The organism is Streptococcus sp. FSL W7-1342, assembly GCF_037966635.1.
Lineage (GTDB): Bacteria > Bacillota > Bacilli > Lactobacillales > Streptococcaceae > Streptococcus > Streptococcus salivarius_D.
Genome location: NZ_CP150200.1, coordinates 1,134,043 through 1,146,446, shown reverse-complemented (window position 1 = coordinate 1,146,446; position 12,404 = coordinate 1,134,043). Strand labels below are relative to the sequence as shown.

The 12,404-nt window shown below is 38.9% G+C and carries 12 protein-coding genes; 1 reads left to right on the top strand and 11 read right to left on the bottom strand.

What is annotated here, in order from left to right; all coding sequences use genetic code 11:
• Positions 1–387 precede the first annotated feature (387 nt).
• The gene (locus NSQ79_RS05085) at positions 388–741 is read left to right on the top strand and encodes a helix-turn-helix domain-containing protein (protein WP_014262665.1); all 354 of its coding nucleotides are present in this window, start codon (positions 388–390) and stop codon (positions 739–741) included.
• A gap of 56 nt (positions 742–797) precedes the next feature.
• On the opposite strand, the gene NSQ79_RS05080 is transcribed toward NSQ79_RS05085, so the two are convergent.
• The 11 genes from NSQ79_RS05080 to mobT form a co-directional block, all read right to left on the bottom strand.
• Positions 798–965, bottom strand: a complete 168-nt coding sequence (locus NSQ79_RS05080; protein WP_076640876.1) for a cysteine-rich KTR domain-containing protein — start codon at positions 963–965, stop codon at positions 798–800.
• Between the two features lie 117 nt (positions 966–1,082).
• Positions 1,083–3,002, bottom strand: a complete 1,920-nt coding sequence (tet(M), locus tag NSQ79_RS05075; protein ID WP_014262666.1) for a tetracycline resistance ribosomal protection protein Tet(M) — start codon at positions 3,000–3,002, stop codon at positions 1,083–1,085.
• Positions 3,003–3,017: 15 nt separating this feature from the next.
• On the bottom strand, positions 3,018–3,089 hold the full coding sequence (locus tag NSQ79_RS05070) for a tetracycline resistance protein (RefSeq protein ID WP_230373340.1): 72 nt from the start codon (positions 3,087–3,089) through the stop codon (positions 3,018–3,020).
• Between the two features lie 289 nt (positions 3,090–3,378).
• A complete protein-coding gene (locus tag NSQ79_RS05065) occupies positions 3,379–4,311 on the bottom strand; it encodes a conjugal transfer protein (RefSeq protein WP_041250823.1) in 933 nt (310 codons plus the stop codon).
• Entirely contained in the window at positions 4,308–5,309 is a 1,002-nt protein-coding gene (locus NSQ79_RS05060; protein WP_014262668.1) for a bifunctional lysozyme/C40 family peptidase, read from the bottom strand. Before NSQ79_RS05060 ends, NSQ79_RS05065 begins: the two co-directional genes overlap by 4 nt.
• The gene (locus tag NSQ79_RS05055; RefSeq protein WP_007556404.1) at positions 5,306–7,483 is read right to left on the bottom strand and encodes a membrane protein; all 2,178 of its coding nucleotides are present in this window, start codon (positions 7,481–7,483) and stop codon (positions 5,306–5,308) included. Before NSQ79_RS05055 ends, NSQ79_RS05060 begins: the two co-directional genes overlap by 4 nt.
• 2 nt (positions 7,484–7,485) lie before the next feature.
• On the bottom strand, positions 7,486–9,933 hold the full coding sequence (locus tag NSQ79_RS05050) for an ATP-binding protein (protein WP_002368314.1): 2,448 nt from the start codon (positions 9,931–9,933) through the stop codon (positions 7,486–7,488).
• Positions 9,917–10,309: a conjugal transfer protein gene (locus NSQ79_RS05045; protein ID WP_025186755.1), complete on the bottom strand. Its 393-nt coding sequence runs from the start codon at positions 10,307–10,309 to the stop codon at positions 9,917–9,919. Before NSQ79_RS05045 ends, NSQ79_RS05050 begins: the two co-directional genes overlap by 17 nt.
• 13 nt (positions 10,310–10,322) lie before the next feature.
• Positions 10,323–10,820 carry an antirestriction protein ArdA gene (locus NSQ79_RS05040; RefSeq protein ID WP_002368312.1) on the bottom strand — a complete coding sequence of 166 codons (498 nt, stop codon included), beginning with the start codon at positions 10,818–10,820 and terminating at the stop codon, positions 10,323–10,325.
• Positions 10,821–10,936: 116 nt separating this feature from the next.
• Positions 10,937–11,158 (bottom strand): hypothetical protein, encoded by a 222-nt coding sequence (locus NSQ79_RS05035; protein ID WP_001009056.1) that lies wholly within the window; start codon positions 11,156–11,158, stop codon positions 10,937–10,939.
• A gap of 42 nt (positions 11,159–11,200) precedes the next feature.
• On the bottom strand, positions 11,201–12,391 hold the full coding sequence (mobT, locus tag NSQ79_RS05030) for a MobT family relaxase (protein WP_002368311.1): 1,191 nt from the start codon (positions 12,389–12,391) through the stop codon (positions 11,201–11,203).
• Between the last annotated feature and the right edge of the window lie 13 nt (positions 12,392–12,404).

Genomic DNA, 12,404 nt, shown 5'->3' with positions numbered 1-12,404 from the left:
ATAGATACAAAAAAAGCACATAGACAGATTGATTTATCTGTTTATATGCTTTAATTGTTCTTGCTATATGATGTATAAAACCACATCGATAGACGTATTTATCTATTGCTGGTGGATAACTTTTTTTGATAAGAACCCAGTAACAGGAATAAGATTGTATGTAATATATCTCATGGCAACTTCGACCTCCAACGAACCGCCATTTGAAAGTGAGAATTACGTTTTTACAGCACAAATAGCACTACCAAACAACGGCTTTTTTTTATTGGAGTTGAGTAGTGCTTGTATTAATATATAAACCTTAGGAACTCACAAACTATATAACACGTTTTTCTATACCTGTTTCAAATTTAATAGGAACAGTAAAATGTATAGAGGTGGTCTATTATGCGTAAAAAAGAAGATAAATTTGATTTTAGAGCCTTTGGTTTAGCAATCAAAGAAGCTCGAATGAAACGAGGTTTGACTCGTGAACAAGTGGGAGCATTAATTGAAATTGACCCACGCTATTTAACTAATATTGAAAATAAGGGGCAACACCCTAGCATACAAGTTCTTTATGACCTTGTATCATTACTTGATGTGTCCGTTGATGAATTCTTCTTACCTCGTAATGATCTGGCGAAAAGCACCAGAAGATTACAGGTAGAAAAACTACTGGATAGCTTTACTGATAAGGAACTATCGTTAATTGAAGTCCTAGCCAATGGTATCAGCGAAGCGAGAAACCTCAAAGACTAATTTAAAACCTATACATAACAGAAAGAGTCGATAAGATGAGATTTTGATTTCTCAAATTATCGGCTCTGCGTCTTTGCGTCTGGCTCTGTAATCACAGTTACTTTGAACTGCTTTATTTCAATTAAATTTTCCTGTCTACATTTAGGACAATAGAGAGGAAAGTTCTTCAATTCAGTATCTTCCCTTATTTTCAAACGTGTTTTATTTCCACAGATGGGACACAGTACCCACTCACAGTTTATAATAATTATCTCCTCCTTTACATTTAATTTAAATCTGTATTAAAGAATATTTCATCTCGTTTAACAAGAAGCCACATTTATATAACAATATAAAATGTGTTAAGTTATTTTATTGAACATATATCGTACTTTATCTATCCGACTATTTGGACGACGGGGCTGACAAACAGATTCACCAGTAGTAACATAGTACCCTTTTAACTCTGTTAAACAAACGCTACGTCCATTTGTAAAGAAAGTTAAATCATTACGATATTCTTGAGTACACCGAGCAGGGATTTCTCCACTAAGAATGACCTCATTATTTTTCAGTTGAGTGTCTACGATGTTCGCACAATATTTAGGAGCATCGTTATATGCTCGTGAAAGATATTCTTGTGGTGCATAAATTTTAAAACTAAGATATGGTTCTAACAATTCTGTTCCAGCTTTTTTAAAAACTTGTTCCAATACAATAGGAGCAAGCATCCGAAAATCTGCTGGGGTACTAACAGGGCTATAGTATAAGCCATACTTAAAACAGATTTTACAGTCCGTCACATTCCAACCATACAATCCTTGTTCACAGCCATAGCGTATCCCTTCCATAACTGCATTTTGAAACGATTGATTTAAGTATCCAAGAGAAACCGAGCTCTCATACTGTACTCCGCTCCCTAATGGAAGCGGTTCTACAGAAAGACCAATGGAAGCCCAGAAAGGATTCGGTGGCACTTCGATGTGAATGGTATACTCTGCTTTTTTTAACGGCCTTTCCATATAAATGACTGTAGGCTCTTTTATTTTTATCTCCACATGATACTTTTCTTGCAATAGAGCACAAGTCACTTCCATTTGTACTTTCCCTAAGAAAGAAAGTATGATTTCATGTGTCGTAGAATCCACATAATATCGTAGAAGCGGGTCACTGTCGGAGATTTCTAAAAGTGCATCAAGTAACATTTCCCTTTGTTGAGGTTTGCTCGGTTCAACAGTTGTTTGCAGCAGAGGGAGCGGATTTTCAATTCTCTCTCTCTGTGGCAATAGCTTTGTATCTCCAAGAACACTATTTAACTTCAAAAACTCATTTTGCAAAATAACAATTTCCCCGGAATAAGCCTTATCAATTTTACATAATTCACCATTTATTGAAGTATACATTTCTGTAATTTTTATTTTTTCCTTTTCCGATATTCTAACCGAATCCCGCAAATGCAGGACACCGCCATAAAGGCGTACATATGCAAGACGTTGTCTTTCTTCCGAATATTCAATTTTGAAGACATTTCCGCAAAGTTCAGACTTCTTTCTGTATGTTGATGAATAAAATTTATTTGTTATCACTTCTATAAGCTGCTCAATCCCTATATTGCTTTTTGCACTTCCGTGATAAACAGGGTACAAGGAGCAATTCTGAAATCTTCTGATTTCCTCTTGTTCGAGTTCTAATATCTCCAATGATTTCCCAAGTATATATTTCTCCAAAAGGTAATCATTTCCTTCTATTACCGTATCCCATTGTTCAGATTCCGTACAGCTCATCACACACATATTAGGGTGCAGTTCTACTTTCTGTTTGATTATAATTTCCATAGAAAGTTTCTCTTTAATATCTTGATAAACCGTTGATAAATCAATCCCATTTTGGTCAATCTTATTGATAAAAAAGATTGTGGGAATACCCATTTTATTTAGTGCATGAAATAATATCCGAGTTTGTGCTTGTACTCCATCTCTCGCAGAAATTAGTAGGATTGCCCCATCTAAAACTGATAACGAGCGATATACTTCTGCTAAAAAATCCATATGTCCTGGAGTATCTATGATGTTTACCTTAATATCTTTCCACTGAAAAGAGGTTACTGCTGTCTGAATTGTAATTCCTCGCTGACGTTCTAAAAATGTAGTATCCGTTCTTGTTGTGCCTCTATCCACGCTTCCTGACTCCGCAATCGCTCCACTAGTATATAGTAAGCTTTCTGTCAAAGTAGTTTTTCCTGCGTCAACATGAGCTAAAACACCTATATTAATAATTTTCATGTGATTTTCCTCCATTCAAAAGCCAAAAAGGCATAAAAAATCCCAGTGACAGATACTCTTATCACTGGGAAATAAATGCACAATCATAAGCATACAGATATTTTCTGTATACTTCATAATCACATGATAAAAGTATTCTTAAACTGGGCACAAAAAACTAACCCCTCCTAAAAAGGGACATCTAATTATTTGTTCCCACTATCAAATTGACAGTTTATTTAAGAATACCTTGCCGCATATTTATTAACTCCTTTTATATACTTACATTAACATTAGCACATAAGAGTACATTTGTAAAGATATATCCGATTTTTTGTCAAAGGAGAACGTGGTTACAAAATAGCAGTTACAAATAGCTATAACCATGTACTAAAAGTTATTTTATAATCTTCCAGTTATTTCCTACCTTTTCTAGCACCAAATCAAATTGAGATACTTGCGTTGCTTTGGTCTGCTGGTCGAGATACTTTACTGCCAGTGATACCGTGACTTGATTATCCTTGCGATTATAAATAGGATTTACCAATTCTTGAAAGACATAATCTTTTCTGATCGGCTTCAAAATCCCATCATTCACGTAGTAAGAAAGTTCTTTTACGGTTGCGGTCGGGTAGAATTTAAAGAACGTTGTTAGAAACTCATTGATTTCATTGGTTGTGGTGGAATCAACCATGCCATCACTTTCTTTTATCTTTGGTGTATAATCTGATTTTTCTGGAACGCTGGTAATCGTCGGATTTTTAATAAGAACCATATTTCCATCACTGTCAACATAGACTGTCAATTCATAAGCAGAATGGACGGTCTTTATATTTTCCCCCTCTGTAATCAACTGGTCTACACTATAAGTCACATCAAACTGGTTTTCGCCATCCGCTTTTACCGTCCATATCTGAACCCCTCTTACAGAAGACGATACAGGAATATCTTTACGAACCGTATCGATATTGAGAGCTTGAAGTTCCTCTGTCAGATAGGCTTTGAGGTTTTCCATTCGATTATCAATAGATTTGTCGTTTAATTCCCATGAGTAGTAAACTTTCGCAAAGTTCTCTACAAAATTTTCTACATGATGAGTATCAACGTATTCCTTTTCTATGATAGTTGTTTCGTGAACGGTATGGGTATCAATAGCTGTAAAGTGCTTAAATATCGCAAAGCTAAAACTAAGCCCTAAAAGCACCCATAAGGCAATTACAACCTTTTTACGAGGATTGACTTTGTAGATACGAGGTTTCTTTTCCTTTGGTATCTGTTTTTCTTTATTCTGATTTTTTCTGAATTTCATCATTGAATCTTCCTTTCTCATTGTTTGATTCGTCCTGCTCTTACTAAATGCTGTTGCCAGTAGGAGCTTGTTAAGTAGGCATAGCCGATAGGGTCTCCTGCGTGAAACATTCGATTATCGCCAAGGTATATGCCAACATGAGTAATATAAGAACCAGCGTTATAGGTAGAATGAAAGAAAACTAAATCGCCGGCTTTTGCTTCGGATAGTGGGATATGTTGGGTCACATCATATTGTTGTTGTGCGGTTCGTGGTAATTTAATCCCAGCTTTGCCATACGTCCATTGTGTCAGTCCGCTACAATCAAATGAAGTAGTCGGGGAAGCTCCGCCATAGACATACTTCCAACCCTCATATTTCAGTGCTTCGTTCATGATGGCTTGTACCGTATTATCATTAAATTGAGTTGTGACAAGATACTGCGTAACAAGCTGAACATAAAACATATTGCCATAGTTATATCGCCAGCCCCCATTGATGGGTATGGCTATTGGATTGGGATAGGACACTTTTTCGCCATCTGAATATTCCTTAGAGAAACTTTGAGCCAGTTCAAAGGTATATTTGTTTCCACGATTAGCCACATACCCTAAGAAGCCACCGCCATAATTGTAGGACTGGATAACCGATTCCAAATCCACACCGAGCCTATCTCTACTGGCTAATAATTCACTGAAATACTTCACACCTTGCTTGATGGATTCTTCTGTACTCAATGAATTGGGTGGTAGACCAAGGGATTCCGAGGACTGCATAACATCTTCGGCAGTACCGCCCGATTCCACCTGTATAATAGCAAGCAGTACATTGACGTATTCTTCAATGCCATATTCTCTAGCGTATTTTTCTACCATAGGCTTATGAGCCAGCACTTCTGCGGAAACATTCACACCGCCATAGTGAATGTTTGAAAAACCGCCATCTTGTTCATCTGAAAATAAAATGGCAACAAACAGAAGTAGTGAGAAGACCATCAAGAATAGCCCAGAACCACCAATCACTAAAGCTTTCAGTTTCATGGTTTCTTACTGCCTTTCTTGATAGTGGCGGATTTTATTGGTGGTCTATTTCTAAGGTTTTGACTTTGAACTCTTTGAACAGTAGACGGACGCTCTTTTGTGACTGGACGTTGTGAAGCTCTGTCTGCTGGTGTAGTTGAAGTTGCTGGCTTTTGAACTGTTCTTTCTTGTGTAGTACGGTTTTGACGTTCCGCTTTTAAACTTGAAGAATCGGACTTAACTGCTGGACGCTCCTGTTTGGCTTGTTGAGATTCCATGCGTAAAGCCTGAACAGAAGATTGTTTTGCGGTCTGTCCATCATGAGATTGTTCTTGCTTAGTAGCTGGTCTTTCATGAACGGAAGAAGCTGGCTGTTTTTTCTGTTTGACCTGTTCCATTTCAGAGCGACGCTCTGCAATGGTTTTGCGTCTTTGTTCCTGCTGTTCCTTGCGTCCGCTGGCTCTGTCTGCTCTGGTTTGAGAAATACTGGAAGTTAGGTCACGAACATTTTCTTTTGCTTTGGATTTTCCTTGATACACTGCATATCTTGCATTGGTCGGAATATCCTTAACCTGTTCTTTGAGATTACCAGCAGAATCAACGATTTTATCTTTGGTATCAGCAACTGCTCCGATTGTTTGTCCGATACGTTTTCCAAGTGTTGATTTTTCCTGTCCGTCTGGACGGGTGTGATCTGCTTGTGTCCTACCAGAACTACCCGACTGTCCTTGTTTTCCTGTAGCACTGGCAATGGCAGAGCCAGCACCTAAAGCTGTCATGGAGCGTCCAAGTTTACGCTGTAGGCGGTGCATATGAGCGTGCATAAGCATACGAGGTTTTCTCATCACACGACTTCCCACACTTTGAGAATCGTTGCTTTGAAGCGAAAACATACTCATTAAATCGCCCAGTTTGAAGTAGATTCCTGCAAAGGTCACAATCTGTAGAAAGGCAATCAAAAAGAACGGATAACCAGCCGATAAGGTATAGAGCATGGTTGAAATACTAAAGGCTGTCGTAATAATCAGCGTGATTCCAGCTCGTGTCAAAATGGTATTAAAGAGTTTAGTAATGGCTCGTTTCGACATACCATCAAAAGATGGAATCATACTTAAAATAAAGCTCACAGGCAGAAACATAGCATAGATGATAAAAAGCACCTGCGAGAAAATCATGATTCCTGTTAGTAGGAATACGAATATAGAAATCCCGATATTGAATACAAAGAGAAAGAAGACTGTACCCAAGCGGTTAATAGTTTTTGTAATCGTCATGTTCACATTGTTTCTGTCTTCGATTTCTTCTGCTACAATTTTTTCTCTGTCTTCTCCATTATTACTGTCTGGACTGGTTGAAAGTAGACTTTCCACACGGTCAGCACCAATACTTTCAATGTCTGAACTGTTGTATTGAAGCAGTAGCCACGGTTGTTGAACCTGTATGGAAAATAGGCTGTCACGTATCAAGTCCACACTGTCCTTGCCTTGACTATCGGAATGGGGCATGACAATTTTTGTGCCAAGTGATAAGCTGGCTTGACTGATGTCTGATGAAAAATCATTGATTTTTTTAATGTAGTCGGGAGCGTAGGCAATAAAGGAAGCTGATAGGATAAATACCATGACAAAGTTCACAATGGCATGAATCGCTTTTGTAGTTTCTCTTTTTATCAGTCCTGTATAGGCAACATAAACCCCAAGAACCAAAATCAAGAGTAAGAGGAATCCAACATAGAATCCCTCTGTTGATAGTCCGCTAGGCGTAACTCCTGCAAGGGTCTGCATATTCTTGCCAATGGAATCTGCTGTAGCAGAAATGAAGTCAAGGGAATAGGCTTCTTGAACTAAGTAGCCAGTCGCATTGGAAACATAAAGACTGATTGTCCAAATAAAATTGGTAATGGCATATAAGCCATACATGACTTGTTTTCCAATTCCGTCCGACCAGTTCCACGGTAGCCAGCCCCAGCTATTATCAACATAAAAATCCAGTTGATAGTTTTCAAGTGGGTATCGGCTGTACTCATTTGCCACATTGATTGTATCATCTACCAAGCCCGCAGCTTGAACCACTGTTCCCATCATGGCTAAAAGAAAAATGGCAATCACAAGTGTGAAAGCCACTGTCATTGCCACTTTACCTAGACGCTTCAGCGTCCAGTTTGATTTTATTCTGTTTAATATTGATGGTTTCACATTTACACCTCTTTTCGCACAGGCGGTCTGGTATCAAAGGCATGGAGCAGTTCTTCAAATACAGGGTGGAACTGTATCACACCGACACGACCATATAAATCACTGATAAGGCACTGTCCATTTTCCAAATCACGCAATCGCTTCTGATTATTTTCGTCCTCTGGGTCAACGCCGAAAAAGGCAAGGGTCTTTTTAATCTCGTTAAGGTCAGTAGAGCGGAACGCAAATTTCAAACCAAGATTATTTTTCAGCTTTTCATCTAAAAGGTCATCTGTATTCTGGGTCACGAAATATACCCCAGCGTTCATAGCACGTCCAGCACGAACCAGTTTCATAGACAGTGTTTTACCTTGTGCCACCTGTAAGAAGCTCCACGCTTCGTCTAAGTCAACAATTTTAAAAATGCTTCTGTCTGTATGGATAAAGTCTAACGCAAAGGTACTAATGACAATCAGCATTGCCACCGATAGTAACTCCATTGTGGTATATTCCTCAAAGGAGGTTTCTTTATCGGGAAGTACCAAGTCGGCAACCTGTATGATGTTCAGTTGTTTTTCAAGACTGATAGACTGCTCCACATATCCATCACTAAAGAGCAGATGTGCAAAGTCATAGTCTGTAAAACTTTCGATATGGTCAGCTATGCTGGTGCTTATTTGAGTTCCCTCAACCCGTAATTCCTCAATCACTTTCAGAAGACCTCGCACTTCACTATTAGTTACAGCACGAATGGCTTTTCGTAGAACAGGGAAACGGTCAGAATCTCGTGATGAAATCCCCGTAAGGAACGTCAAAATGTCGATTGCCAGTGATTCAGAATCTTTGGGATTTTTCATAATCACGTAAGGGTCAAGTAAGCCTTTATTTTTCTCATCAGAAGTCAGATTGACAATATTAATTTCGTGAGCGATTTCTGGCAAGGTTTCTTTCCATCTGCCACGTTCCGCTTTCGGGTCAACAATCACTGCTTGTGCCCCATAAAGCACTGCATAATAGACGATAAGGTTATTCGCAAAGGATTTTCCACCGCCTAGCGAACCTACAAAGGCAGACGCTAATGCATTGGTTACTGAACCCTTAACCCCTTGACTGGCAAGAGCAGGTTTGAGGTAGACATTGCGTCCTGTATCTAAGCTATAGCCAACATAAATACCCTCATTTTCGCCAAGCATTTGAGTAGCACCGAAACCAAGTCCAGCTAAGAAATCAGAGGTTACATACTGAATATAGTCATTCATATAACGCTTGCTTGATGGTAAAAATTCTTCATGTAAGCCCAGCATATCTCCAAATGGTCGTACCAACTTGACACTTAAATCGTCATAAAAATCTTTCACTTCATTACAACGACGTTTCAATTCGTCCAAGTCATTTGCGGAAACACGCACCACATAAGAGAGCTTATACATGGATTCCTTGCTTTGGTCTAAATTATTTTCCAGCTCATTGACACTTTCCAGAGCTTCCGCCACATTAGAGCTGGTTTCGTTATCACTTTGCCATGCGTGGTTATCTAGGTCTTTTAGTTCTTTCTTTTTATTACGAACGGTGCTTAGTGCTTTACGGTTTGCCACGATTTCCACATTCATAGAAGTATCAATCGGGAATGTAAATTGCTGTTGCTGGTAGTAGAAGATTTCAGAGGACGGAAAGTCCAATTCGCCGACAATGCTGTTGATGGTAAAGTACGCCACATAGACGGTTTCGTCTTCCTGTTGAATTTTTAGGTATCGCTGTTTTTCTTCCACCAGACAACGGGTCGGTTTAATAAGGTCATAATATTTAATCAGCGTTTCATTATCCAGCTTCTTCTTTGATAGATGGTACTCATAATCTTCATAAGCTGTACCTGTCTGTCCATAAAGATGTTCAATCAGATAGCCGAAGTCGTCCTTATCCAGTCTACGGATTTTGAAACGACGAGAGATTTTATTTTCCAAGAGCTTTTCCATCTTCTGAAAACGCAGGATTTCATCATTACTCATGCTGACAAAATCGCCCATTAGCTTATGGTTCACATCATAGACAAAATCAGACAAAGCATTTTTGGCTTCAACGGTAAGACTTTTCATAGAAAACTCTTGATCGTTGAGAAGCAACTTAAAGCCGATAAAGAAGCGGTAGTCCACTTGATTTTCGCCAATCATGGATATTAAAGCGTCTGTCTGTTGGTCGATTTTGTCATAGGCAATTACTTTGAGTTTGCCAGTTACTTCCTCTTTGGAACGTTCTTGTGCAGAACGTATGCTGGATTCTGTACTGATTTGTAGAGCATGAATCTTGCCATCACGATTTTGTGCGATAAGCTGTCTGAAAGAATCATGCACTTGTATTTTCTGTTCTGGACTTAGGAATGAGTAATTGTAAGGAATAAGCTCATAATAGGCGTAACATTCGCCATCTTTATTCCAGACCAGATTATTTTCAATGTATTTAATTGGATATGCCATAAAATTCACTCCTAACTGTCGTAATGGCTTCTTGTGGCTGGTTTCTGCCAAGGGTTACTTTTTTCCCTGCATAGGTCAGCTTTGGTCGCAGTGCATAAGCAATGACAGACTTCAAAAATCCATAAGGCTTTTTACCATCAAAGGTTTTTGTAGACATAAACCATGTGAAAGCCACAGGAATTCCAAAATATTTGAGAAATGCTCCCTCAATCATGGAAAGAGGTGGCAAGTTGCCAAGTATCATAACCGCAAACAGTGACACGACAAACCACGTCATTTGCGTAAAGGTTATGGGAAACGGAAGTCTAAAATCGTTGATGGAGTACAGCACTTTCTCAACAGACCAAATACTGGTATAGCTTCGTATTTTCTTCATAGAATCAATCCTTTCAATAGACGATTTCAAAAATCCCATAATTGGTTGTGATAAAAGTTCCCGAAATTTCTAAATCACGACCATAGGATTCGTAATCAATATAGTTTTGAAGACTGGTTGGCACTTCGCCCAATACTCCAGTTTCTTCAATGTAGTAACGTGCGACATCTGCCATATCATCACAATCCGAGTGAATGATAATATCCTCTTGATGTTCGCTTAGTTCCTCAATACTTGAAAAATGAGTGAGCAGAGCAGATAGCTCGGATTGTAGTTCCTCTGGCAACTCCGATACCATTTCCCATAGGCGATTGAGTTCGCCAATAGAAGTGTATTCGTCAACCGTAAAGGGTAACTCATAATCGTGAATGGCGTATTCCTCGTATTCATCATTCAAGCCGATTTTCTCTTTGACTTCTTCAAAATCAATGGGAAAGGTAAACCAAGCACCGACTAATTCTCCTTCATTGTATTTACCTAAGTTGGCAATATAGACTTGCATATCGTCCATGTGTTCACGTCCTTTCTTTGTAGAGATTCAAAAATCCCTACCGCACTTCGTTTGGTGTACCATTCTTTTGCGGAACATAAGAAAACCACTTATATTCCACAAAATAACGGTTTAATTTAAGCACCGATAATGCGATTAAATAGCTCTAATAAAATGTCTTTTACTCCAGCAGCGTTGAACACCAAGCCCACCGCAATAATCGCAATGATGAGAAAGCCAATCAGTTTACTAAACTCACGCTTGAAGCCAAGATACAAGCCAATTACAACGATTGCTAAAAGTACCAGTGATTGAGCATTTGATAGAAACCAGTTATAAAGGTTTTGTCCAAAATTCATAAAAATGTTCTCCTTTCTGTATGCAGTGAATTTGTATTTAAGTTATTTTTTTGTCGTTATCACGTCCTGTTCTTTTACCGACTGTTGCTTTAAAATCTGCTTGTGTCGGTCTGTCAGTTTCGCATGGTCGAGAATGTCTTTCACAACCTGCGTCTGGTTAATTTCATCAAGTGTAATAGCAACCTTTAAGGTCGGGGCGACTTGATGAGATAGCCAGTTTAGTGTCCTTTGGAAAGAGTAAGGCTCTGGTTTTGTGGTTAGCTTTAATCGTTCACGATTGTTTCCAATAAACCATGCCCATTCTTCATTGAGTTTCCAATCGGAACGTGCTTTTGAATCGTCCTTATCCACAAAGCGGATATACCGATTGATAATCTTAAAAGCTGTATGCTCTGGATTATCATAGACAAGTAAATCACGTACTGCATAATAGGCACGCTCATTTTTTAGTCGGATTTCAAAACGGTTTTTAACCTCTGCGTCTTCAATGGGAATATCATTTTTCTTGTACTGCTCATAGTCCTTTTCATAGATACAGAAATAGACTTCGCTTTGTAATGAACCGATATAAAGCGTGTTTCCCATACATTCCTTTTCATCTTTGCGTACCAGTTCGCCACTGCGATAGCTCTTGAAACTGCGGAACACCGAAATACACTCTTCCTGTAGGCATTTTTCCGTCAGTGTGGGAATATTCAAAATCCCTGTTTTATCGTTGATGGCAAGGTCAAGGCGTTTCATCACGCCACCAGCCACCAAAGCGTCCATAAAGAACTCATACCAGCTTCTTTGTTGTGCTAGAAGATAGCTTTCAAATTGTCTGCACCCACGACCTTTTAATTCCACCAGAACACCTTTGTCTATCTCATGAGAGCAGAGAACGAATATATCGCCTAAGGCATAATGTTCTGAATAAGAATAAAAGCCATAGTCTTCATGAAGAAAATAGGAAAGTTTCAATTGCAATATTTCTTCAACCACATGCTGTACGTCCATTGTGGGAAAGCGAATCCTTACATAGTCAAAGAGCATTTCAAGTGGGGCATCGGGATTGAAGCGTTCCAGAGTTTCCCAAAGGGATTGTTGCAACTCGTCTGATGGCTTAACCTTGCCAGTTTCAATGTCGCTAAGATATTGCCTTGTAATGCCTGTAGCAATAGCCAGTCGGTTTTGAGATAGCCCATAAGCCAACCGTTTTTCCTTTAAATGCTGTATCAAAGTTTGTTCATTCAGTTAAATCCCTCCA